Consider the following 23564-nt stretch of genomic DNA (forward strand, 5'->3'; position numbering starts at 1 on the left):
CAGGCCCTCCGTCCGGGCTCGCCCGCGACCGGAGGATCAGGCTAGACTCCGCCCGTGAACGCGCCCACCCCCACCCTGTCGCCGGCTCCGATCGCGCCGCGCCCGCCGCCCTACGACACCGCGCCCTATCAGCGCGACGAACTGCTGCATGAGGTGTTCGCGGCCACGGCCGCAAGCTTCCCGCACAACGTCGCCGTGCGCCTCGCCACCCCGGACACCGAGAGCAGCCGGCGCAACGACCTGACCTATGCCGGCCTGCGCTGCCGCGCGTCCCAGTTCGCGCGCTATCTCGCCAGCCGCGGCGTACGGCGGGGCGACCGGGTGGTGATCTGCCTGCCGCGGGGGCTCGACGCCTACATGGCCCTGCTGGGCGTGCTCGAGGCCGGTGCGGCCTACGTGCCGGTGGACTGGGCCACGCCCCAGGACCGGGTCGACTACATCGCCGCGGAGAGCGAGGCGTTCGCGGTCATCACAACCGCCGAGCGGGCGCCGGCTTTCCCGGTCACCCTGCCCAACGTGATCGCGGTGGACTCCGCCATCGGCGACGTGGCCGCCTTCCCCACCGAAGCCCTGACCCGCGCCGACACCGGCGCCGAGCCCGAGGACGCGGCCTACCTGATCTACACCTCGGGCTCTACGGGGCGGCCCAAGGGCGTGGTGATCCGCAACCGTAACGTCTGCTTCCAGATCCGCTCGGAGGCCTCGATCCTGGGGGTCACCTCGGCCGACCGGGTCTATGCCGGCGCCTCGCTCGCCTTCGACATCTCGGTGGAGGAGATGTGGGCCGCGTTCCTGAACGGCGCGGAGCTGCTGGTGGGCTCCGAGGCGCTCGCCAAGGCCGGCCCGGACCTCGCCGCGACCTTGGAAGAACAGGGCGTCACCGTCTGGTGCCCCGTGCCGAGCCTCCTGGCGGTGCTCGACCGCGACGTGGCCACCGCTCGCATCATCAATGTCGGCGGTGAGGCCTGCCCGCCGGAGCTGGTTCGGCGTTGGGCGCGGCCGGGCCGGCGCATGCTCAACACCTACGGGCCGACCGAGACCACCGTCACCGCCACCTGGACCGAGCTGCTGCCCGGCCGCCCCGTCACCATCGGCACGCCCCTGCCGGACTTCACAGCCTGGATCGTGGACGAGGCGCTGTTGCCCGTTCCGGCCGGGGCCGAAGGCGAGCTGGTCATCGGCGGCCCGGCCCTGGCGCTGGGCTATCTTCACCGCGAGGAGCTGACGGCGGAGAAGTTCGTCACCGCGCCGTTCGCGGGGCCGGACGGCGCGCCGCACCGCATTTACCGCACCGGCGACCTGACGCGGCTGACCGTGGAGGGCGAGATCGACTTCCTCGGCCGCATCGACACCCAGGTGAAGATACGCGGCTACCGGGTCGAGCTCGGCGAGATCGAGTCGGCCATCGCCGACGACCTCACCGTCGCCCAGGCCGTGGTGAACCTATACCTGGAGGAGGACGGGAGCGAACTCCTGGTCGCCTTCCTGACCCCCCGAAGCGGCCTGGAGATCGACCTCGACCGCATCCGCGGAGCGCTTAATGAGCGCCTGCCCGCCTACATGCGCCCCAACGCCTACGAAGTGCGGAAAGCCCTGCCGACGCTGATCTCCGGCAAGGTGAACCGCAAGGCCCTGGAGCGGCCGCGCCGGATCGAGGTCGAGACCCGCACGCTGGAGCCGCCGGCCACCCAGACGGAGGCCGACCTGCTCGCCGCCTGGCGCGAGTCCCTGGGCCAGCAGGCGATCAGCACGAGCGACGACTTCTTCGAGGAGTTGGGCGGCCATTCGCTCCGCGCCGCGCGCATGGTGTCCATCGCCCGCGCCACGCCCGCGCTGGCCAGCGTCTCGATCCAGGACCTCTACGCCGCGCCGACCATCCGCACGCTGGCCGCTCGCCTGGACGCCGCCCGCCCGGCCGCCACCGCTGCGGCCAGGCCGCCGGAGCCCTTCCACCCGATCCCGCAGCTGCGGCGCACGCTCTGCGTCGTCGCCCAGACGATAGCGCTCATCCCGATCTTCGCCACCGCCGGCGTGCAGTGGATCTTTCCCTACCTGGCCTACGAGGCCCTGGCCTCGGACACCGACCGCATCCTGCCGCTGGTGGTGGCGGGCGCGGCCTTCGTGGTCATGCCGCCGCTGGTGCTGCTGCTCTCGATCGCGGTGAAGTGGATCGTGATCGGGCGGTACAAGGCGGGGGATCACCCGCTCTGGGGCGCCTACTACTTCCGCTGGTGGTTCGTGCGACGGTTCCTGGCCATCGTGCCGGTGCAATTCCTGGCCGGCACGCCGATGATGCGGGTCTACTACCGCCTGCTGGGCTGCCGGATCGGCCGCGGCGCCTTCGTGGGCCTGGACGACATCGACGCCGCGGACCTGGTCAGCCTCGGCGAGGGCGCGGTGGTCAGCGAGGGCGCGGTGCTGGCCACCGTCTCGGTGGAGCGCGGCCTGCTGCGCATCGGGCGGGTGGACGTGGGCGACCACGCCTTCCTCGGCACCATGGCCGTGGTGGGACGCAACGCCAGCCTTGGCGAAGGCGCGGTGCTGGAGGACCTCTCCGCCCTGCCGGCTGGCGAGCGCATCCCTGACGGCCAGGCCTGGACCGGCTCGCCGGCCGTCCATGCCGGCTCAGCCCCGCCACGGGCGCCGATGGAGCGGCCGGGCGCCGTGCGGGTCCTGCTCGTGAACCTCGGTCTGCTCCTGGCCGCGCCGCTGCTGCCGTTGATGGCGGTGATCCCCATCGCGCCCGGCCTGATCGCCATGATCGAGCTGGACTGGCGCACCTCGGACTACACCTACATGGCGCTCTCGCCGGTGCTGGCGCTCGTCTACGTCATCGCCATGTGCCTGCTCACCGTGGTGGTGAAGTGGGGCCTGCTCGGCCGCGTGAAGCCCGGCCGCTATTCGCTCTGGAGCTGGTTCTACGTCCGCTTCTGGTTCGTGCGGCAGCTGGGCCTGCTGGCGCTCGAGCTGCTGCACCCGATCTACGCCACCCTGTACGTTCGCCCCTGGTACCAGGCGCTGGGGGCCAGGGTCGGGCGGCGGGCGGAGATCTCTACCGCCACCTCGGTCGTCCACGACCTGATCGACATCGGCGAGGAGAGCTTCATCGCCGACGGCGTGGTCTTCGGCGCCGCCCGCGCCGAGCCCGGCGCGCTGAACCTGCAGCGCACCCGGATCGGCCGGCGCACCTTCATCGGCAACTCCGGCCTGCTGCCCGCTGGCGCCGACGTGGGCGAGGAGGTGCTGATCGGGGTGCTGTCCAAGCCGCCCGAAGACCGGGCGGGCGCGCTGCAGAACGGCTCAACCTGGTTCGGCTCCCCCGCCATCCGCCTGCCCCGCCGCCAGAGCTTCGCGGTGTTCGACGAGGGCGCGCGCTTCCGCCCGTCCAAACGGCTGGTCGCCACCCGCCTGGCCATCGAGTACGTGCGCATCACGCTTTCGCTCACCGTCTTCATCGCCCTGTTCAGCGCGGTGCTGTCCATCGTGGGCGACCTGTCGGACAAGCGACACGGAGCGCTGCTGATCGCGCTGTTCTTTCCCTTCCTCTATATCTGGTTCGCGGTCGCCGCCGGCGCCTTCGTGGTGGCGCTGAAGTGGCTGGTGGCCGGCCGTTACGAGCCTGTCACCAAGCCGCTCTGGAGTCCGTTCGTGTGGAAGACCGAGATGGTCACCTCCACCTACGAGAACTTGGTGGTACCCCTGCTGCTGGAGCCCCTGCGCGGCACGCCCTACCTCAACATCTACCTGCGCCTGTTAGGCTGCCGCATCGGCAAACGCGTCTTCACCGACACCACCGACATCACCGAGCCCGACCTCGTCACCGTCGGCGATGACGCCGCCCTGAACGAGAACGCCGGCCTGCAGACCCACCTGTTCGAGGACCGGGTGATGAAGGTCTCCTCCGTCACCATAGGCCGCCGCGCCACGGTGGGCTCGCTGGCCATCGTGCTCTACGACGGCGTGATCGAGGACGACGCCCAGCTCGGCGACCTGTCGGTGCTGATGAAGGGCGAGACCCTGCCGTCGGGGACGTCTTGGGAGGGCTCGCCGGCGAGGCCCGCCCGCAGCTGACCTCCTTCTCCCTTCACCTTGAGAAGAGGGCGATCGCAGGGAGCAGCGACCCTTATCCTCCCCTGCGCAGCGGGGGAGGGGGACCACGCGGCACGCGGGGTGGAGGGGGCTGTAGGGCGCCGCACTCTCCGCCGGACCGGCCAGCGAGCCCCCCTCACCAGGCTTCGCCCGGTCATCTCCCCCTGCTGCGCAGGGAGAGATAAGAGTCTGCCGCCAGCTGCGATTGCCTCCTCCTCGAGGGGGAGGGAGACGTGCACCGCTGGCCGGACGCCACGAACGCCTTATCTGAGCTGGACTTGAGGAGCACCGACATGGCCGAAGCCTTCATCTGCGACGCGGTGCGCACGCCGATCGGGCGGTACGGCGGCTCGCTCGCCTCGGTGCGGGCCGACGATCTCGCCGCCATCCCGCTACGCGCGCTGAAGCATCGCAACCCGGACGTGGACTGGGCCATGCTCGACGACGTCATCCTCGGCTGCGCCAACCAGGCCGGCGAGGACAACCGCAACGTGGCGCGGATGGCCGCGCTGCTCGGCGGCCTCGGCGAGAGCGCACCGGGCGCCACGATCAACCGCCTGTGCGGCTCGGGCCTGAACGCGGTGGCCGACGCCGCGCGCGCCATCAAGGCCGGTGAAGCCGACTTCATCATCGCCGGCGGCGTGGAGAGCATGAGCCGCGCGCCCTTCGTCATGCCGAAGGCCGAGACCGCCTTCTCCCGCGAGGCGACGGTCTACGACACCACCATAGGCTGGCGCTTCGTCAACAAGGCGATGCGGCACGAGTTCGGCGTCGACTCGATGCCCGAGACCGCCGAGAATGTCGCGGAAGAGTTCCGGGTCAGCCGCGAGGACCAGGACCGCTTCGCCGCTGAAAGCCAGCGCCGCGCTGCGGCCGCACAAGGCTGCGGCCGCTTCGCCGCCGAGATCGTGGCCGTCGAGATCCCGCAGAGGAAGGGCGACCACCTGAAGGTGGATCGCGACGAGCACCCGCGGGAGACCAGCGTGGAGGCGCTGGCCAAGCTCCGCCCCATCGTCAGGCACGACGGCACGGTGACCGCCGGCAACGCCTCGGGCGTCAACGACGGCGCCGCCGCCCTGATCATCGCTAGCGAGGTGGCCGCCAAGCGTCACGGCCTGACACCTCGCGCCCGAGTGCTGGGCGCGGCGACGGCCGGCGTGCCGCCGCGCATCATGGGCGTCGGCCCCGCGCCGGCCAGCGAGAAGCTGCTCGCGCGCCTCGGGCTGAAGATCGCCGAGATGGACGTGGTGGAGCTGAACGAGGCCTTCGCCAGCCAGGGCTTGGCGGTCCTGCGCCGGCTCGGCCTGCCCGACGACGCGGAGCACGTGAACCCCAACGGGGGCGCCATCGCGCTCGGCCACCCGCTCGGCATGTCCGGCGCGCGCCTGGCGCTCACGGCGACCGAGGAGCTGCAGCGCCGCGGCGGCCGCTACGGCCTGTGCACCATGTGCATCGGGGTCGGCCAGGGCATCGCCCTGGTGGTCGAGCGCTGCTGACACGCCACACCCCGGAGCCGCCCCTTGCTATTTGAAGACGTCGTCCGCCAGCGCCGCTCCGTGCGCGCCTTCCGCCCCGACCCCGTGCCGCTCGCCCTGGTGCGCGAGCTGCTGCAGACGGCTTCCCGCTCGCCGTCGGGCACCAACATACAGCCCTGGAAGGTCCACGTGGTGGCAGGTCCGGTGCGCGACCGGCTGGTGCGCGAGGTGCTGGCCCACGCCGAGACCGATCCCGCCGACGCCACGGCCGAGTTCCCGCGCACCAGCAAGCGCAAGGAGCCCTATCTCTCGCGCATGCGTACGCTCGGCAAGGACATGTACGGCCGCATCGGCATCGCCAAGGGCGATGAGGCGGCGAGCAAGGCTCAGTGGGCGCGCAACTGGAGCTTCTTCGACGCGCCCGTGGGTCTGGTCTTCACGATCGACAAGGACCTCGACTCCATGAGCTTCCTGGACGTGGGCATGTTCATGCAGTCCTTGATGCTGGCTGCCAAGGTCCGCGGCCTTGACACCTGCGCCCAGGGCGCCTGGAACCTGTACTGGACGGTGACGCGCCGGGTGCTGTCGATCCCCGAAAACGAATACATCATCGTCGGCATGTCGCTGGGCTATGCCGACCCGGTCCACCCGGTGAACGGTGTGGTGTCGGAGCGTGAACCGCTCGACGCTTTCGCGACCTTCCACGGCTTCGAGGGCTGAGATTCGCTTTCGGTCGAGCATCCGCCTCCACCGACACCGGCCGGCATGGTATGACGACCATCGTGACGGACGCGGGGGGATCCGTCCGAGGGAAGGACCGACGTGCCGACCGAACTCCCCGCCCGACCCCACTACCCGACCCCTGCCGCCCGCATGGCGGACCTCGTCATCCACCTGATCGGGCTGGTCACCGCCCTATTCGGCGGAGGCGTACTGCTGGGCCTGGCATTGGGCCTGGGCCGGCTCAGCCAGGCCGGCGCGGTGGGGGTCTATGCGGGTGGCCTGCTGATGATGCTCGGCTTCTCCACCGCCTACAACTTCGCCACCGAGCGGCGGCGGCCGCTGTTCCGCCGCCTGGACCATGCCGGCATCTTCCTGATGATCGCCGGCTCCTACACACCCTTCACCACCCACGTGCTCACCGGCGCCTGGGCCTGGGGCATGACCCTGGCGGTCTGGGCGATCGCGCTGCTCGGCGCGCTCGGCAAGCTGTTGCTGCCGGGCATGGGGCGGCGGGTCTGGATCGGGCTGTATCTGGCGCTCGGCTGGATCGTGCTGGTGGCGCTGAAGCCCATTGTGGAGGGGCTGTCGTGGGTCACCCTGATGCTGCTGGCGCTGGGCGGGGTGGTCTACACCACCGGCATCTTTTTCTACGTCAACAAGCGGCTGAAGTATTATCGCGCCATCTGGCACGGCCACGTGGTCGCCGCCGCCGGCGTTCACTGGGTGGCGATCCTCACCGGCGTGGTGCTCGCCTCGGCGCACTAGGACGCGGAGGAACGGCCAAGGTCAGGTTGGCCCTTGCCGGGGCCGGCCGCTTCGGCCAGACTTCAGCGATGATAGTAGCGACGAGTTTGGCCGCCCTGGCGCTCCTGGGCGCAGATGTCGCGGCCGTTCCGTCGGGCGCGCAGGTGCTTGAGCCGGCCTTCGGCGGCACCATCGTCTCGACCTATGCCGACGGAAGCGTTTCAAAACTGTGGCTGAACCGGGACGGCACCTTCACTTCCGAGGGCCGCCACCATGACAGGCGCGCCGGACGCTGGATCGTGAAGGGCCACGATGTGTGCCTGAGTCAGCTGAAGCCCTTTCCGATCCCCTTCGCCTCCTACTGCCAGCCCATCCCCGCAGTCGCCCTGACCGACACCTGGACCGGCAAGGCCGTCACTGGAGAGCCGATCACCAACCGGCTGGTGGCGGAGCGCTGAGGGCGCCCGCTCTTCTCGCTTGAGCACCTCATCGACCCTGCTGCGGCCGGAGGAGGTCCAGCTCTCCGCACGAACTGAGCTGGACTACGAGGTCGGCGTGATCGGCGCGGGCTTCGCCGGCCTGACCGCCGCGGTCCAGCTGCTGGGCGCCGGTCGCGCCTCACTGGCGGTGTTCGAGCGGGCGGACGAGCTCGGCGGCGTGTGGCGGGACAACGTCTATCCGGGATGCGCCTGCGACGTACGTTCCCACCTTTACGCCATCGCCTCCGACCCCAACCCTGACTGGCCGTCAGGCTATGCGCGCCAGGCCGACATCCTGGCCTATCTGAAGCGGGTCGCGGACCACCGGGACGTGGCCCGCCGCATCCAGTTCGGCGTGGACATCGTGGAGGCGCGCTTTCTGGAAGCGACGAGCTGCTGGCGTCTGACCGATGCGGGCGGCGGCGTGCGCCACGTGCGCGTGCTGATCCTGGCCTCAGGGCCGCTGAATCGCCCATCCTTTCCGGCCATTCCTGGGATCGAGCGCTTCGGCGGAAGCTTCGTGCACTCCTCGGCCTGGGACACCTCGCTGGACCTGACGGGCAAGCGGGTGGCGGTGATCGGGACCGGAGCCAGCGGTGTTCAGATCATCCCAAGCATCGCAGGCCGGGTGGGGAGGCTGACCGTGTTCCAGCGCTCCGCCCCCTGGGTCATGCCGCGAGGCGACCGGCGCACCACGCGCCTTGAGCGCTGGCTGTTCCGCCGCCTTCCCTTCACTCAGGCGCTGGTGCGCAGCGCGATCTACTGGGCGCTGGAGGGGGTGGGCTCCGCCTTCTTCGGCAATGAGGCGCTGGCGCGGATGCTTCGGGCCGTGGCATTGCGCAAGCTGAAGCGCGAAGTGCGCGATCCGCAGGTGCGGGCCAAGCTTACGCCGGACTACGCCATCGGCTGCAAGCGTCTGACCGTGTCGGACGACTTCCTGCCCACCTTCGACCGCGAGAACGTGGAGCTGGTCACCGATCCGATCGCCGAGATCACGCGTGAGGGCGTCCGGACCCGAAGCGGAGGAGAGTATCGGCTCGACCACATCGTCTTCGCCACCGGCTTCATCGTCGCCGACCCGGACGACTTCCTGCGGGTGGTGGGCCGCGGCGGGCGGGTGCTGCCCGAGCAGTGGGCTGAGGAGGGGGCGCAGGCCTTCCGCGGCGTGACGGTCGCGGGTTATCCAAACCTGGCCATGCTGCTCGGACCGAACTCGGCGCTGAGTTACTCTTCGGTGATCCACGTCGTGGAGAGCCAGATGCGCTACGTGCTGACGTATCTGGAGGCGCTGGATGCGGCCGGTCCTAAGGCGGCGCTCGACGTGCGTCCCGAAGTCCAGGCCGCCTTCAACACCGCCGTCCAGGCCAAGCTCGCGGGCACGGTCTGGGCCAGCGGCTGCCGCAGCTGGTATCTGGACCGGGCCGGGCGCAACGCCGGCGTCCTGCCGGAACCGGGCTGGCGCTATAGGCGGCGGATGTCTCGTTTCGATGCGGACGCGTACGAGGTGGTCCGAATGGTCCGGAGCTAGAGCCCGGCGCGTTCGGGTGGACTCGGCTCCGCCTGCGTCGGCCTCATCCCAAGCCTGTCGAGAGGTGCGACGCCGCGGTGCGCCCGGGGGGTCGCCTGCGGCGATGCCACGCTCGTTCTGCGCTAAGCCGCGTCCTGCTCCACCAGGGCCTCACGCGGCAGCTCCACCAGCCCCGTCCGCTGCATGAAGCGGAGCATGCCGAGCACGGTGTCTTCCAGCGAGGGATCAGGCCGTCCCGCCGAGGTCAGCGCCCGGGCGGCCTGGTAGTCGCCGCTGTCGTAGCGTTTGAACTCCATGGCCGAGATGTTGTCGATGGAGCCCACCAGGAAGTCCAGCAGCGGGAACAGCAGGTCCTCGCGCGTGCAGCGGCGGATCACCTCCGGCACGAAGGAGGGTAGGTCGAAGTATTCGAAGGTACGCCCCGTCAGCTCGGTGATGATGTTGGTGACATCGATCATGTTGGCGTAGTCGTCGCGCGTCACGTGGAAGGTCCCGCCCGCGGTCTGGGGCAGGTTGGAGATCGCCACGATGTTGTCGGCGGTCACGTCGGCCGGCATGAAGCTGACCTGGTTCAGCGCATCGGCGCCCAGGCCGTACTTGATCATGAAGGCCAGCAAGCGCAGCGTTATGTCGAAGTTCGCGCCGTCGCCGTTCACCGCCGGCGTCACCAGCGCCGGGCGGAAGACGCGTGTGGTCAGGCCCTTGGACCGGGCGTCGAGCACCACCTGCTCGGCGGTCCACTTGGACTGGCTGTAGCCGAAGTCGAGCAGCTCCATGTCGGCGTTGGAGTCGGTCTCGTAGAGCACGTCCTTGGTCGCCCATCCGAAGATGAAGGTGGTGGAGACGTAGTTGAACACCTTGGGCCGGCCGGCGAAGGCAAGCTTCAGCACCTCGTTGGTGCCGGCCACATTGGCTGAACGCATGCGCTTGTAGCTGAACAGGTAGTTCACCATCGCGCCGTTGTGGTAGATGGTGTCGATCTCGCCGGCGAGCTTGTCCCAGGTCTCCGGCGCCAAGCCCAGTCCCTCCTCGTCCAGGTCGCCGCAGACGGCCACCACGCGGCGGTCGAAGCTCCGCCAGAACTCCGCGTCGCGCTTGGAGGTCTCGCCGATGGCGGTGCGCAGCCGCTTGGCGGCGTTCTCCGGGTTGGCGCCTCGCACCAGGGCGTAGATCTTGGCCTTGGTCTGGTGCAACAAACTGGTGAGCAGGAACGGGCCCAGGAATCCCGTGGCGCCGGTGAGCAGGATGCGCTCGGGCGGGTGCGGCGGGGTCGCGCCATCCTGTGGCAAGGGCTCGAACGCCAGCCGCCGATCAGCGGACATCAGCGCGTCCTCCTCACTTCGGCGAGTGGCGTCCAGATTGGTCAGGGCCAGGCGCACCTGGGCGACGGCGGTCTCGGGAGCGTCCTCGAAGCGGTGGGCCAGGCGGAACAGCTCGGCGATGCTCATCTGCTGGACCAGACGGATGTCCACCTGCTCGGCCAGCTCCTTGGCGCCGCGCTTCTCAAGCAGCTCGGAGAATTCGTGCATCAGCAGCACGAGGTCCAGGCTGTCCAGGCCGGCGTCGGTAAGCGAGTGGGTCTCCTCGCCCGTCAGCCGGTACTTGGCCTTGAAGAAGCCGAAGGGGGCCTCTTCGGCGTTGGCGTGTGCTTCCTCGTCGCTGGCGCGGTCGCGCACCAGCTCGATCAGGACCTTCATCTGGCCGGCTTCCCAGAGCTGGCGGGACTTCTGGCGCATCAGCTTGCCGGACGAGGTCTTGGGCAGCGACTTGGGCGCCACCAGCACCACGCGCCCAATCTCCAGGTTCAGCCGGGCGCGCACGCGCTGCACCACCTGCTCAAGGTCCGGGTGGGCGCGGGGGTTGGAGGCTTCGGCCAGGATCACGATCTCGCCGGTCGAGGCCTCCACCGCCGCGGCGCCGCTGGCGCGCACGCCGACGACCTGCTCGACGATGGCCTCCACGTCCTGGGGGTAGAAGTTCTGGCCGCGGACGATCAGCATGTCCTTGCGCCGGCCGCAGACATACAGCTCGCCCTTGTGCAGGAAGCCCATGTCGCCGGTCCGCAGGTACTGGCGGCCCCCCTCGTCGTTGGTGATCTCGGCGCGGAACACCTCCTGGCTCACCTCCGGGCGGTTCCAGTAGCCTTGCCCCTTGCTCCGGCCCGCGACCCAGATCTCGCCCACCGCGCCCTCGCAGGTCTTCACCGCGGTTTCGGGATCGACGATCTCGACCTCCACGTCGCCGAGCGGCCGGCCGCAGCTGAGGATGTGGATGGCGGCGGACACGTCGGCCACCTTGTCGGTCACCCGCACCCTGCCCTGGGCCAGCGCGTCCTTGTTCACCGACAGCGCCTCGCGCCCCCAGCTAGACACGGCTAGCGTGTTCTCCGCCAGGCCATAGGCCACCACGAAGCTTTCCGGCTTCAGGCCATAAGGCTCGAAGGTCTTCAGGAAGCTCCGGTAGACGTCCGGCTTGATCGGCTCGGCGGCGGCCATCAGCACGCGAAGCGATCCCAGATCCAGCCGCTCCAGCACGTCCGGCGGGATGCGGCCGGGGCGCAGGCAGTGCTCGTAGGCGAAGTTGGGGGCCGAGGAGGCGGTGGCCCGGTAGCGCGAGATGGTGTCCAGCCACAGCGACGGCCGCTGGATGAAGGTGGAGGCGGAGAAGCCGTATAGCGTACCCCCACCGATGGCGGTGTTCATGTAATAGCCGATCAGACCCATGTCGTGGTGCTGGGGCAGCCAGCAGACGGTCACCGGCTCGTCATGGTCGAGCACCATGGAGAAGTTGGCCAGCACGTTGTCGTGGCTGACGATCACGCCCTTGGGCGCGCTGGTGGAGCCCGAGGTGTACTGCAGGAACAGGGTGTCGGTGCTGCGCGCGTCGTAGGGCGCGGGCGCGGACGCGGTCAGGTCCTCGGTGACGATCCAGGGCAGCGCGTTCAGCGACGCCCAGTCGGAACTCTGATGAGCAGCCAGCTGGTCCACGCCCTCCTGGGTCGCCAGCACGCCCGAGGCGCCGCAATCGCGCGCGACGTGCGCCATGCGGAACAGGGCCGCCGGGCCGCCTGCACCCATGGGGGCAGGCGTCGGGGCCGGGATCAGCCCCGCCTTGGCGCAGGCGAAGAAGGCGCAGATCATCTCCACGCCAGGGGGATAGGCCAGCAGCACCCGGTCGCCCGGCGCGAGACGATTGTCGGCGCCCAGGTGGCCAGCGAGCAGGGCGACGCGGCTCAGGAAGGTGGCATAGGTCAGGCTATCGACGATCTCGCCATGCGCGTCGAGGAAGACATAGAGCGGCTTGTCCGGCTGGCGGACCGCCCACTCCTCGACCGACGCAAGAACGCTACCCATTGATCTCTCCGCCCGGCGACGAGGCGCACATCAGTTGCACGTGACAGGTCCGAGCGCCTAGCGGACTGCGGCGGATTGGCCCGTGCGGTGTCTCGGGCGGTCGGGATCACCGGCGCACTGCGGTGAAGGCGCGATAAGCTACGTCGTTAACATGCGAAAAGACGCCGTGCATCCTGAACATCGCGCGGCCTGGGGCCGCGGGGACGGCCGGCGAGCCCCGCCCCGGCCTCGAAGACCGGGCGGGGCTGCTGGATCAGAGGGTCGTCGAGCCTGGGTGACGGCGCTCGACATAGGTGAAGCGCGGACGCTCCGTCCAACCGGGATGACGCGCGCCGGCGCGGGCGCCGAAGATGGCGGCGACCAGACCCAGAACCATGGCCAGGAACGTGCCGAACGCGGCGCTGGCGGTGGCTGCGGCCGTCTTGGTGGCGGCGGACTGGAGGGCGGCGGCGTCCTGCTGCTGGGTCGCGGCCTCGCCCTGGGCTGTCGCGGGGGACTGAGCTGTGGCGGGGGACTGGGCCGTGGCGGGGGACTGGGCTGTCATGCCACCGGTATCGGCTTGGCTGGAGGCGGACGCGTTGGCGCCTGACGTGGCCATGCCGGCGGTCTCAATGGCCGCATGGCTGAGGCCCGACAGGGCCGAACCCGCGATGAACAGCACCGCCACGGAGGTGACGGCCCACACCGCTATGCCCTGGAGCGTGCCGCCATGGTGATCGGGATTGGCGGTGGAACGGCCGGCCACCCAGGCGCCGAAGCCCAGGGCGACCAGGTTGGCGAGGGCGACCCAGAGCATACCCACCACGCCCGAGATGGCGGCGGACTGGGTCGTGGGCGCCACGGCGAGCGCCGCCACCCCGAGCGCCGCACCCAGCACGTTCAGCATGAAGGCCGTCACGATGGCGACCACCGCGCCCAGGAAGGTCGATCCCCAGGTCACCAGGGGGTAGGCGTAGTGCCGGTCCAACGGTCCAACGTCGCTCATCTTGTCGCCTCCTCGCCGGCGATCAAGCGTCGCCCCGAAGGGTGAACGGCAGGGCGGGGACGCCGTTCCATGGAGCCACGGCTTAACGGCCCGCGAAACCGCGGGGCTTAATGAAAGGCGGCGCTGACCTCGCGGGCGAGCCGGTAGGCTGGGAGATAACTGTACTCACGGTCCACCCGGATGCCTACGAGCCAATAGAACCCCTCAGGTCCTGTGATGGCGAGCGGCAGGGAGCCGCTGATGTGCGACTGCTCCGACCGCTCGAGCACGGCGCCGTCCGGCCCCTCGAACTGAATGATCACCCCCGACCTCCTGTGACGATGCTCCTTAGACTGCGTTCATCGACGCGCCGGGACCGTTAAGAAATCGCTTTGCCGGCCCGGTGGCGAGAGGGTCCGGCCGGTCTGCCTCAGACTTAGGCGGCGAAGGCGCCTCCGCCTCCGGATTGATCTCGGCGGAACGGACGGCCTCCACCGCCACCCGGCTCAGAATCGCTTGGCCATGCCGATATAGCCCTGGACGGCGGCGGTCTGGGGGTTCAGGCCGAGGTTGGTCCCCATGTCCAGCTCCAGGTCGTCACGGAGGCCCAGCGACAGTCCCAGATCGGCCGAGCACTGCGTGACCACGCCGGCCGGGTCCTGGTCCTCCCGGGCGTAGAGCTCGGTGGACAGGGTCAGGTTCTTCGGCAGGGACCAGGTGACGTTGATGATCTCGACGGGCGCGAGATGGACGCCGCCGCCGAACATGTCCTTGGCGACGTCGATCTCCGGGCTCAGGTTCAGGATGATCGACTTGCCGAGGGCGGCGGCGGCCGGTAGCACCACGCCGCCCTCCCATGCGCCGTTCCCGATACCGGCGCGCGCCGTGGGGACCTTCACGAAAGGCTCTATGGCCAGCGCGAGGGGTCCGCGATAGTCGCCGAAGAAGTTCTGCTTCAGCCGGATGATCAGGTCGCCTGGGCCGTAGAGCGTGTCCGAAGAGGCGGCGCCCGGCTCGTGGGTGCGCACCTCCTCATAGGGCGCGATGTTGACCTCCACGTCCGTCCGGTCGGCGATGCCGAGCTTCAGGGTGGGGTTGGTGGCCAGGTAGGTGTCGGTGATCCCGCCGCCGCTCCGGTCGTAGGTGGCGTTGAAGAGGTCGGTCTCCAGCTGGAAATGGCCCTTGTCCACGGTGCAGGGCAGGGTCGCCTGGGCCGGCCGGTCGGCGCAGAAGGCGCGAAGCTTCGGCTTGTCGGTGGGGATGGAGTCGGCGGAACCCGGAGAGGCGCCGCCCTGGGGCAGCTCCTGCGGCTTGGGGGGGCCGGCGTCGGCCGCCCGGCCCGCCGAAGGCCAGCCGAGGCTCGTGGCAGCGATCAGGGCGAGGAGGGCCGCCGAGGATCGGGCCGGACCCGCCACCCTCAAAATATGCCTGCCCACAGGTTGATGGTCAGCGCCACCACCACGGTGTTGAAGGCGAAGGCCAGCAGGCTGTGCACCGTCCCGATCCGCCGCAGGGTGCGGGAGTCGAAGGCGATGTCGGCGGTCTGGGACGCCACCCCGATGATGACGCTGAAATGCAGGAAGTCCCAGTAGTCCGGCTCTCCGCCCTCAGGGAACTTCAGCCCGCCGCGGATGGCCGGCGGAGCCTTGCTGTCGGAGGCGCTGTAGTATTCGTGGGCGTAGTGCAGGGCGAAGATCAGCTGGGCCACGAACCACGACGCCGCCACCGTGACGAAGGCGAGCCCCACCCGCGCCACCTTGAACAGGCCGTGGTCGGACTTGGCCAGCGACAGCTCCACGCCCACCGCAGCGAGGCTGGCGGCGGTGGCGAGCAGGACAAGGCCCAGGATCATGCCGCGTCCGTCGTCCTGGGCGGCGGCGCGTTCCTGGATGTCGCGGCTCTTGCGACCGGACATGGCCATCAGGCTGGCCGCGATGAACCAGATGCAGCCGGCGTCCCAGGCCAGGATGATCCGCGAACTCGGCTTCAGCGCGTTGGGCGCGAAGGCCAGAAACAGGCCCGCGATAACGCCTACAGCTATGGCGCCCGTCAGCCGCGGCCGCGAGGCGAACGGCCCGATGGGCAGTCTCGAGATCAGCCCCGGCCTGGACGCCATGCCCACCTGCGCTCCATACGCCGCTGCGCCGGCGCGCTTCGTATCGGACGCCTTGTATGCGGGTGGAACGGTGCTGGACGCCAGTCGAAAGCAATCCCTGGCCGCCGCTCATCCCGGCGGATGCCAGGACCCGGACTAAAACGCGATCATTCTCGTGACTGACGAACGTCTCGACCGGTCCAGCATCATGATCCGGGTCCTGGTATTCGCCGGCAGGAGCGGATCAAGATGATGACCGTTCCGGATCGACTGACCCTTAATGCGCTCGGTTGATCCTGGCCTCGCGTACGACGCGGGCCAGGAGCGCCTGGGCCGCGTCCAGCGTGCTCACCAGGCGTGCGCGGCGGCCCCCCATGCGAACCCCGAACTGGTCCACCCCGTCGGCGGTCAACCTCCAGATCTCCATTCCCTCCAAAGACGCAACGCGGGTAGCAGACGTATTCATCTTTCAGCTCCTGCGGCCAGACATCCTTCTGCACTTAGGATACGCCCAGACGCGGCCGCGGCTGCATCAGCTTTCCGTGAGCGTCCGGCAGGCCGGCGGACGCACTAGGCCGCTGTTGCGAGCATCCCCTCCAGCCGCCCCCGGATCAGCGTCTCGGACTCGCCCATGATGCGGTCGATCAGCTCCTTGACCGTTGGGATGTCGTGGATCAGGCCCGCGACCATGCCGCAGGACCAGCCGCCCGCATCCATGTCGCCCCGCTGCATGATGGCCGGATAGACGCCGGCGATCTCCTCGGCGATGTCGGCGAACTTCAGCTGGGGCCCCAGCTCGCGCTCCTTCTCCAGCAGGCGCTGGACCGAGGCGTTGTTCAGCACCCGCTCGGTGTTGCGGAGCGGGCGCATGATCAGGCGGGTGTCGAGCTCGGAGGCGGCCACGATGGCCTCCTTCACATGGACGTGGACCGGCGCCTCCTGGGTGGCGATGAAGCGGGTGCCCATGTTCATGCCGTCCGCCCCCATGGCCAGCGCCGCCACAAGCGAGCGCGCGTCGGCCATGCCGCCCGACGCGACGAAGGGTATCTTCAGCGCCTCCGCCGCCCGGGGCAGCAGGATCATGTTGGGCACGTCGTCCTCGCCCGGGTGGCCGCCGCACTCGAAGCCGTCCACGCTCACCGCGTCGCAGCCCACGGCCTCCGCCTTCAGGGCGTGGCGCACGGCGGTGCACTTGTGGATCACCTTGATGCCCGCCTCCTTCAGCGCGGGCATGTACTTCTGCGGGTTGTTGCCGGCGGTCTCCACGATCTTCACCCCGCCTTCGATGATCGCGCGGATGAAGCCCGGATAGTCCGGCGGCGTGACCGCGGGCAGGAAGGTCAGGTTCACCCCGAAAGGCTTGTCCGTCATCTCCCGGCAGCGGGCGATCTCCTTGCCCAGGTTCTCGGGCGTCCGCTGTGTCAATCCGGTGATCAGGCCGAGGCCGCCGGCGTTGGAGACCGCCGAGGCCAGCTCCGCGAAGCCGACATAGTGCATGCCGCCCTGGATGATGGGGTGCTCGATGCCGAACAGCTCGGTGATGCGGGTCTTCATGGGGCGTCGTTCCCTCAAGCACGCCTTGCGTCGGCGCTTCTGTCCCGCCCGTCCTAGCTCTACATGGGCGCGCAGGCGATGGAGGAATGACTTGGCGGCGTTCGAGACCCCGGTCCACGAAGTGGATGGCGTGCTGGCCGGCCCGCTCCGCATGCCCCGCCAGATGCTGGCGGTGCAGGAATATGACGGCCACGCCTCCATCCACGATGACGAGACGGCGAGGAAGCTCGGCTTCAAGGGCGGCACGATCGAGGGGCCGACACACTTCAGCCAGTTTGCTCCCCTGGGCTCCGCAGTCTGGGGCGAGGCCTGGTTCGCGCATGGCTGCCTGTCGGCCCACTACCGCAACGCCGCCTTCGAAGGCGAAGAGGTGCGGGCCTTCCTGCGCCGACCTGCCGCCGGCGAACGCCAGGCGGAGGTCTGGATGCTGCGGGCGGACGGGACCGAGATCCTGGGCGGCACGGCCTCGCTCGGCCCCCACTTCGCACCCACAGCCCTGGACCGTCGGCTGGCGGAGCTGACGCCGCTCGCCGATCCCGTGGTGCTGGCCGACGTGAAGGTGGGGCTGACGTCGCAGCGGGTTCCCGTCCGCATGGACGCGGACCAGCACATGGGCGCCCTCTACCCCTTCAGCCTGGCCCAGAAGCTGGAGCGGATCACCGAGCCTTCGCCCTGGTACTCGGGCGACGCCTCGCCCTGGGGCCGGGCGATCGTACCCATGGAGATGATCAGCGTACTGATGCAGTACACCGCGCGCGACGGCGTCTTTCCCGTGCGCGGCCCTGCGGTGGGCCTGTTCGCCGACCAGGAGATCAGGCTGCTGGACGGCCCGGTCTTCGTCGGCGAGGCCTACGAGGTCAGGCGCGAAGTGGTGGCGATGAGCGGCAGCAGGCGGACCGAGAGCCTGTGGGTGCGCTCGACGCTCTACGCGGCGCAGACGGACCGGAAGGTGGCGACGATGCTGCTGAACCTCGCCACGCTGAAGGAGTCCTACGCGCCGTACGCGGCGGAGCGGGCGGCGCTGTACGGCTGAGGCCTTGTGCATCCTTCGAGACGCGGGCCGCTGGCCCGCTCCTCAGGATGACGAAGGGGTGCGAACGACATGATCGTTCGTCATGCTGAGGAAGGCTTTCGTCGAGAGCCTGTCTCGAAGCATGCAGGCGGCCGCCTTCAGCTGGAAACGCCCCTCGTCCGCGCCGGCATCTGGCCGAGGCCGGTCATGGTCATCACCTTCACTCCGTCCTGGTTGGTCACGGTGACGGCGGTGCGGACCACGCCCCGGTCCGGCTTGCTCTTCGAGCGGGTCACCGACACCACCTCGCGCCGCACCTCCAGCCGGTCGCCGGGGCGCACCGGGTGCAGCCAGCGCAGCTCGTCTATGCCCATCCCCAGCATGGGGGTCGCGCCGTAGGGGCGCATCTCCACCAGCTGGCGCATGACCAGGGCCGCCACGTGCCAGCCGCTGGCGATGAGCCCGCCGAACGCGCTGTCCTTCGCGGCCGCAGCGTCGGTGTGGAAGGGCTGTGGGTCGTAGGCGCGACCGAAGGCGGTCACGTCCGCCTCCTCGATCTCGATGGGCGGCCCGGTGAGCACGTCGCCGACGGAGATGTCCTCCAGGTACTTGTCGGGATTGGGCATCGAGCCTCCGTATGGAGGCGATACGCGTCGCATCCCCTCCTCCTCGTCATCCTCGGGCTCGTCCCGAGGATCAAGCGTTCCCTCGCGAAGCGCCGTCGCGCCGCAGGCGTGGCGAGGCGGCCGGCCTCGATCCTCGGGATAAGCCCGAGGATGACGGAAGGGAGAGTGCGTCGAAAGCTTGAAGCCGGCGCGCGGCATCGCGTCCCCGCAGGCCTCAGCGCTTGTGGCCTGCAACGGGGTTCCATACATGCCGGCTCACGCCCTCACCGGGCGCCGGGCGGTCAGCCGCGCATCCTTCGTAGGGCCTGACCGTGCTCCAGATCGACGAGCTGACCTTCAACGCCTGGGGCCGCCGGTTCTTCGACCGGGCGAGCGTGTCCTTCCCGCCCAACGCCAAGGTAGGGCTGGCGGGGCGCAACGGGGTCGGCAAATCCACCCTGTTCAAGCTGATCCTGGGCGAGCTGCAGCCGGACGGCGGCACCATCGAGCTGCCCCGCACCGCCAGGATCGGCGCGGTGGCCCAGGAGCATCCCGCCACCCCCGTCTCGCTCCTCGACACCATCCTGGAAGCCGACGCGGAGCGCAGCGCGCTCTACACCGAGCTGGAGAGCGCCGAGCCGGAGCGCATGGGCGAGATCTGGGGCCGCCTGATCGAGATCGACGCCGACCGCGCCCCGGCACGCGCCGCCGAGATCCTGTCCGGTCTCGGCTTCTCCACCGAGGACCTGGGCCGCGCCATGAGCGAGTTCTCCGGCGGCTGGCGCATGCGCGTGGCGCTCGCCGCCGCCCTGTTCGCCGAGCCCGACCTGCTGCTGCTGGACGAGCCCACCAACTATCTCGACCTGGAAGGCGCCCTGTGGCTGGAGGCGCGGCTGAAGAAGTACCCGCACTCGGCCCTGATCATCAGCCACGACCGGGAGCTGCTGAACAACTCCGTCGACTTCATCCTGCACGTGCAGGCCGGCAAGCTGGAGATGTACACCGGCGGCTATGACGACTTCGAGCGGCGGCTGGCGGAGAAGACCCGGCTGCAGGCCGCCACCCGGGTCAAGCAGGAGGCCGAGCGCGCCCACCTGCAGAGCTTCATCGACCGCTTCAAGGCCAAGGCCAGCAAGGCCGCCCAGGCCCAGTCCCGCGTCAAGCGGCTGGCCAAGCTCGCTCCGATCGCGGAGATGGCGGCCGATCGGGTGGCGCCCTTCACCCTGCCCTCGCCTGCCCGCGCGCTGGCCCCGCCGCTGATCAGCCTGGAGCAGGCCAGCGTCGGCTATGGCGATGCGCCCCCGATCCTGCGCGACCTGAACCTGCGGCTGGACGTGGACGACCGCATCGGGCTGCTGGGCGTCAATGGCGCGGGCAAGTCGACCTTCGCCAAGATGATCGCCAACGCGCTGCCCACCACGGCCGGCCGGATGCACCGCGACCGCCGCATCCAGGTCGGCTGGTTCCACCAGCACCAGATCGAGGCGCTGGACCCCACCGACACGCCCCTGGAGATCATCCGACGCGAGATGAAGGAGGCGTCGGAGAACAGCCGCCGCTCCAAGCTGGCGCAGTTCGGCCTGGGCTTCGACAAGCAGGAGACCACAGTCGAGAACCTCTCCGGCGGCGAGCGCGCGCGGCTGCTGCTGAGCCTTGTGGCCATGCACGCCCCCCACCTGCTGATCCTGGACGAGCCCACCAACCACCTGGACATCGACAGCCGGCGGGCTCTGCTCGACGCGCTGAACGACTACGAGGGCGCGGTCATCCTGATCACCCACGACCGCTCGCTGATGGAGCTGGTGGCCGACCGGCTGTGGCTGGCGGCCGACGGCTACGTGAAGCCCTTCGACGGCGACATGGACGACTACGCCAAGTTCGTGCTGGACCGCGCGCGCCAGGGCGCCCGGCCTACGCAGGTCGGCGAGGCCAAGACGGGCGGCGGCAAGAAGGCCAAGCGCGCCAAGGCGATGGCGTAAGCACGATGGCGGGCCTGAAGGACAAGCGCGGCTTCATCGACAAGGACCGGCTCGACCTGTCCGAGGGTCCGGCGGTGCAATACTGGATGAAGCGCTGGGGCGTGACCCGCGACCAGCTCACCGCCGCGCACAGGAAGGTCGGCCGCCTGACCAAGGACATCGCCGCGGAGCTTGGGAAGAAGCGGTAGGCGGCGGGGTGTGCCGCCGTGCTCGGAACGCTCAAGGCGACCTCGCTTTGCGAGGCGAGCCTGACGGCCCGACCTTGACCGCCCCTCCGCGCGACGGCTGACGGGTGGGCGTCGGGATGCAGAGCGTCCCGTAAGTCAGTCCGACCGCCTCCGGCGGATCGAACACAGAGCTAGACCAAGGAAGAGCCGCCCTCGATCCTCCCCCTCTGGGGAAGGTGGCGGCGAAGCCGACGGAGGGGGCCTGCCACCCAGGACGCCGCGGTGCAGCCCCCTCCACCAGCTTCGCTGGTCCCCCTCCCCCAAGAGGGGAGGACCTTTGCCGCCGCATCTCTCCCAAAGCCCAGCCTCGTGTTCGACGCAGCCGCAGGCCAGTCGAACCCATCAAGGGACGCCTCGCGTCCCGACGCCCAAACGTCAGCCGCCGCGCGCAGGGCGGTGGCGCCTACGTCCGCTTGTGGACGCAACCTTGATGCGAAAGAACGACCCAAGGCGGCCTAAGACGGGGCGGCGGCTTTGGTCAAAATTCGCAGTTCAGCTCTTTGGTGCAGCATGCCTCCTTGGCGTGATGTCCCCACGGGTTCAACGCGCTGCGCGCGCCGCCAGCACGTTGGCAACGGGCGTAAAACCACCTTGAGCGTTGACCAAGCCGCTCGGCTTCCCGGCGGCATCAGTGAGCCCCGAGTTGTACGAATAGAACAACAGGGGCCCGATCGGTACGCGCCGGCTCAGGTCGTCGAAGGCATCCAGGACCTCCTGCAAGCCTTGGCTTAGGCTCTGCCCTTTCTTGTTTGGGAACTTGGGGTCGAGGTAGCCCCACTCGGTGACCCAGAACGGCCTGTCACGGCCAAGAGCCCAGACGTCCTGGCGCAGAAGAGCCGTCACCCCTCGGCCACCTACCGAGGGCGCGGTGTAGATGTGCGTCCCATAGCCATCGATCCTGTAACTCGAGTTCTCGATATAGTCGAAGCCGTCGACATTCTTGAGCATGGCGACGACCTTCGCCGGATCCGACAGATGCTGCGGCGGACCAGCGCAGGTGTCGCAGCCATGAGCGATGCCAAACGTGATAATCTTCGCCTCGGGATAGTAGCGGGGTTCGTGCAGGAGGCTCGCACCGGCCTTCAGGAACTCACCATATCCGCGTAGCCAAGTATGCAGTTCTTGGACGCTGACCACATGGCCATTGGGCACGTCCGCATCGTAGTAGTAGCTGTCATCCTCGTTGCCGAACTCGACGGCGTCGATGCTCAGGTTCGCCGCTTTCAAGGCGGTAAGGAGCCTGCCCAACCGACCTGCGAACTTCTTGAGATCGATCTGGCTGAGCTTCTTGGCGTTCCATCCATGGTCGTGCCGGAACAGCGGGACGTCGTAGTCCTCATCCATCTGCACGATGTTCACCAGGACCTTGAGGTCCTACTGCTTCGCGAGCCGGACCTCGCCAACGAAATCGGCGATGGCCTGCGGCGATCCCGATGTTGGCCCGTCGCGAAGCCACGTCGCATGGAGCGCGCGAATGTCCTGCAGCGTTTTCTGCTGCACGTCTTCCGACTGGCGGCTCAGCCCGCTCCGGTTGACTCCGATTTCCGGGAGCTTCTGCGCCCATGCCGGCCCCGTGGCGGCCAGCAGGCCTCCAGCAATGACAAGGGTACACAAACCATCCAGCCTCATGGCTTCCTTCCACACGCCCTTGCTACCTCTTCTACCCACCATCTACGGACTCCTTGAACGTCCGCAATCCGCCCGAATGCCCCGCCCTTCCCGCTCCCGCCCCAAGCTGATCTAACCTCCCCCACGACAACGACGCACGGCCCACCGCGCGCCCACCGGGGAGCCCACCCATGCCCGACCTCCACCACCGCATCGTCGGGGCCAACGGCGTCCGCCTCCACCTGGCCGAGCGGGGCTCCGGCCCGCTCGTCCTGTTCTGCCACGGCTTCCCGGAGACCTGGTGGTCGTGGCGCCACCAGCTTGAGGCGCTGGCCGAGGCCGGCTACCATGCCGTGGCGGTGGACATGCGCGGCTATGGCGAGAGCGAGCGACCGCCCGCCATCGACCAGTACACCCTGTTCCACCTGGTCGGCGACATGGTGGGCGTGCTCGATGCGCTGGGCGAGGCGCAGGCTGTGATTGTCGGCCACGACTGGGGCGCGCCGGTGGCCTGGCACGCGGCGCTGATGCGGCCGGACCGGTTCCGCGCCGTGGCGGGGCTGAGCATGCCCTACCGTCCGCGGGGGAAGAGCCGGCCCACCACGGCGATGCCCCGCACCGAGGGCGCCATGTTCTACCAGCTCTACTTCCAGGCGCCGGGCGTGGCGGAGGCGGAGCTGCAGCGCGACGTGGCCGCCTCCATGCGCACCATCCTCACCGGCGGCTTCGACGGCCGCGACCCCACCGCGATCCCCGGCATGGTGCGCGACGGCCAAGGCTTTCTTGACGGCATGAAGGTCAAACCCGAGCTGCCGTCCTGGCTGGCGCAGTCCGAGCTGGACGTGTTCGTGGAGAGCTTCGAGGCCAGCGGCTTTGCCGGCGGGCTGAACTGGTATCGCAACATCGACCGCAACTGGGAGCTGCTGGCCCCCTTCACCGGCGCGCCCGTGACCGTCCCGGCCCTCTACATGGCCGGCGACAAGGACCTGGTGGTGCGCTTCCCCGGCATGATGAAGGCCATCGAGGGCCTGAAGCGCGACGTGCCGCTGCTTCGCGAGACCCTCCTGCTCCCCGGCTGCGGCCACTGGACCCAGCAGGAGCGCGCCACCGAGGTGAACGAAGCGCTGAT

19 protein-coding genes and 1 pseudogene are annotated in these 23564 nt (G+C 69.3%); 10 read left to right on the plus strand and 10 right to left on the minus strand.

What is annotated here, in order from left to right:
* Window positions 1-54: 54 nt before the first annotated feature.
* The 6 genes from HUV06_RS02635 to HUV06_RS02660 all read left to right on the plus strand — a co-directional run bounded on the left by HUV06_RS02635 (window position 55) and on the right by HUV06_RS02660 (window position 9038).
* A complete protein-coding gene (locus HUV06_RS02635) occupies window positions 55-4071 on the plus strand; it encodes a Pls/PosA family non-ribosomal peptide synthetase (RefSeq protein ID WP_217433600.1) in 4017 nt (1338 codons plus the stop codon).
* Between the two features lie 311 nt (window positions 4072-4382).
* On the plus strand, window positions 4383-5585 hold the full coding sequence (pcaF, locus tag HUV06_RS02640; protein ID WP_174299720.1) for a 3-oxoadipyl-CoA thiolase: 1203 nt from the start codon (window positions 4383-4385) through the stop codon (window positions 5583-5585).
* Window positions 5586-5609: 24 nt separating this feature from the next.
* Entirely contained in the window at window positions 5610-6284 is a 675-nt protein-coding gene (locus tag HUV06_RS02645; protein WP_174299721.1) for a nitroreductase, read from the plus strand.
* A gap of 153 nt (window positions 6285-6437) precedes the next feature.
* On the plus strand, window positions 6438-7052 hold the full coding sequence (locus HUV06_RS02650; protein ID WP_174299738.1) for a hemolysin III family protein: 615 nt from the start codon (window positions 6438-6440) through the stop codon (window positions 7050-7052).
* 68 nt (window positions 7053-7120) lie between these two features.
* Window positions 7121-7489 (plus strand): hypothetical protein, encoded by a 369-nt coding sequence (locus tag HUV06_RS02655; RefSeq protein ID WP_174299722.1) that lies wholly within the window; start codon window positions 7121-7123, stop codon window positions 7487-7489.
* A gap of 19 nt (window positions 7490-7508) precedes the next feature.
* Window positions 7509-9038, plus strand: coding sequence for an NAD(P)/FAD-dependent oxidoreductase (locus HUV06_RS02660; RefSeq protein WP_217433601.1), 1530 nt, complete (start codon window positions 7509-7511; stop codon window positions 9036-9038).
* 122 nt (window positions 9039-9160) lie between these two features.
* On the opposite strand, the gene HUV06_RS02665 is transcribed toward HUV06_RS02660, so the two are convergent.
* The 7 genes from HUV06_RS02665 to HUV06_RS02690 form a co-directional block, all read right to left on the minus strand.
* Entirely contained in the window at window positions 9161-12391 is a 3231-nt protein-coding gene (locus HUV06_RS02665; protein WP_174299723.1) for a thioester reductase domain-containing protein, read from the minus strand.
* A 253-nt stretch (window positions 12392-12644) separates the two neighbouring features.
* Window positions 12645-13376 (minus strand): hypothetical protein, encoded by a 732-nt coding sequence (locus HUV06_RS02670; RefSeq protein WP_174299724.1) that lies wholly within the window; start codon window positions 13374-13376, stop codon window positions 12645-12647.
* Between the two features lie 107 nt (window positions 13377-13483).
* Window positions 13484-13678, minus strand: a complete 195-nt coding sequence (locus HUV06_RS02675) for a hypothetical protein (RefSeq protein ID WP_174299725.1) — start codon at window positions 13676-13678, stop codon at window positions 13484-13486.
* 183 nt (window positions 13679-13861) lie between these two features.
* Window positions 13862-14770 (minus strand): transporter, encoded by a 909-nt coding sequence (locus tag HUV06_RS02680; RefSeq protein WP_174299726.1) that lies wholly within the window; start codon window positions 14768-14770, stop codon window positions 13862-13864.
* A gap of 2 nt (window positions 14771-14772) precedes the next feature.
* A complete protein-coding gene (locus HUV06_RS02685) occupies window positions 14773-15471 on the minus strand; it encodes a DUF1345 domain-containing protein (protein WP_174299727.1) in 699 nt (232 codons plus the stop codon).
* 256 nt (window positions 15472-15727) lie between these two features.
* The gene (locus tag HUV06_RS16425; protein ID WP_256429992.1) at window positions 15728-15862 is read right to left on the minus strand and encodes a hypothetical protein; all 135 of its coding nucleotides are present in this window, start codon (window positions 15860-15862) and stop codon (window positions 15728-15730) included.
* 158 nt (window positions 15863-16020) lie between these two features.
* A complete protein-coding gene (locus tag HUV06_RS02690) occupies window positions 16021-17004 on the minus strand; it encodes a nitronate monooxygenase family protein (protein ID WP_174299728.1) in 984 nt (327 codons plus the stop codon).
* A gap of 91 nt (window positions 17005-17095) precedes the next feature.
* Here HUV06_RS02690 and HUV06_RS02695 point away from each other — a divergent pair, with 91 nt between their 5' ends.
* Window positions 17096-18037, plus strand: a complete 942-nt coding sequence (locus HUV06_RS02695) for a hypothetical protein (protein WP_174299729.1) — start codon at window positions 17096-17098, stop codon at window positions 18035-18037.
* Between the two features lie 137 nt (window positions 18038-18174).
* Here the strand turns inward: HUV06_RS02695 and HUV06_RS02700 are convergent, their stop codons facing one another.
* A complete protein-coding gene (locus HUV06_RS02700) occupies window positions 18175-18642 on the minus strand; it encodes a MaoC family dehydratase (protein WP_174299730.1) in 468 nt (155 codons plus the stop codon).
* Window positions 18643-18953: 311 nt separating this feature from the next.
* On the opposite strand from HUV06_RS02700, the pseudogene HUV06_RS02705 reads away from it, so the two are divergent.
* Window positions 18954-20543, plus strand: a pseudogene (locus HUV06_RS02705) (ABC-F family ATP-binding cassette domain-containing protein); the annotation flags it as partial.
* 62 nt (window positions 20544-20605) lie between these two features.
* The gene (locus HUV06_RS02710) at window positions 20606-20788 is read left to right on the plus strand and encodes a DUF3606 domain-containing protein (RefSeq protein WP_174299732.1); all 183 of its coding nucleotides are present in this window, start codon (window positions 20606-20608) and stop codon (window positions 20786-20788) included.
* A 579-nt stretch (window positions 20789-21367) separates the two neighbouring features.
* Here HUV06_RS02710 and HUV06_RS02715 read toward each other — a convergent pair.
* Window positions 21368-22186 (minus strand): hypothetical protein, encoded by an 819-nt coding sequence (locus HUV06_RS02715; RefSeq protein WP_174299733.1) that lies wholly within the window; start codon window positions 22184-22186, stop codon window positions 21368-21370.
* Window positions 22187-22201: 15 nt separating this feature from the next.
* The gene (locus tag HUV06_RS02720) at window positions 22202-22456 is read right to left on the minus strand and encodes a hypothetical protein (protein WP_174299734.1); all 255 of its coding nucleotides are present in this window, start codon (window positions 22454-22456) and stop codon (window positions 22202-22204) included.
* 170 nt (window positions 22457-22626) lie between these two features.
* On the opposite strand from HUV06_RS02720, the gene HUV06_RS02725 reads away from it, so the two are divergent.
* Window positions 22627-23564: alpha/beta fold hydrolase (locus HUV06_RS02725; protein WP_174299735.1), on the plus strand; the 938-nt coding region annotated here is incomplete at its 3' end.

It is taken from the genome of Caulobacter sp. S45 (genome assembly GCF_903642205.1).
Taxonomy (GTDB): Bacteria; Pseudomonadota; Alphaproteobacteria; order Caulobacterales; family Caulobacteraceae; genus CAHJWH01.

What these genes read in the sequence shown, in the direction of transcription:
- pcaF (WP_174299720.1), top strand. Translation starts at nt 4,383, where the DNA reads ATGGCCGAAGCCTTCATCTGCGACGCGGTGCGCACGCCGATCGGGCGG.
- HUV06_RS02650 (WP_174299738.1), top strand. Translation starts at nt 6,438, where the DNA reads ATGGCGGACCTCGTCATCCACCTGATCGGGCTGGTCACCGCCCTATTC.
- HUV06_RS02655 (WP_174299722.1), top strand. Translation starts at nt 7,121, where the DNA reads ATGATAGTAGCGACGAGTTTGGCCGCCCTGGCGCTCCTGGGCGCAGAT.
- HUV06_RS02665 (WP_174299723.1), bottom strand. Translation starts at nt 12,391, where the DNA reads ATGGGTAGCGTTCTTGCGTCGGTCGAGGAGTGGGCGGTCCGCCAGCCG.
- HUV06_RS02670 (WP_174299724.1), bottom strand. Translation starts at nt 13,376, where the DNA reads ATGAGCGACGTTGGACCGTTGGACCGGCACTACGCCTACCCCCTGGTG.
- HUV06_RS02685 (WP_174299727.1), bottom strand. Translation starts at nt 15,471, where the DNA reads ATGGCGTCCAGGCCGGGGCTGATCTCGAGACTGCCCATCGGGCCGTTC.
- HUV06_RS02690 (WP_174299728.1), bottom strand. Translation starts at nt 17,004, where the DNA reads ATGAAGACCCGCATCACCGAGCTGTTCGGCATCGAGCACCCCATCATC.
- HUV06_RS02700 (WP_174299730.1), bottom strand. Translation starts at nt 18,642, where the DNA reads ATGCCCAATCCCGACAAGTACCTGGAGGACATCTCCGTCGGCGACGTG.
- HUV06_RS02710 (WP_174299732.1), top strand. Translation starts at nt 20,606, where the DNA reads ATGGCGGGCCTGAAGGACAAGCGCGGCTTCATCGACAAGGACCGGCTC.
- HUV06_RS02720 (WP_174299734.1), bottom strand. Translation starts at nt 22,456, where the DNA reads ATGAGGCTGGATGGTTTGTGTACCCTTGTCATTGCTGGAGGCCTGCTG.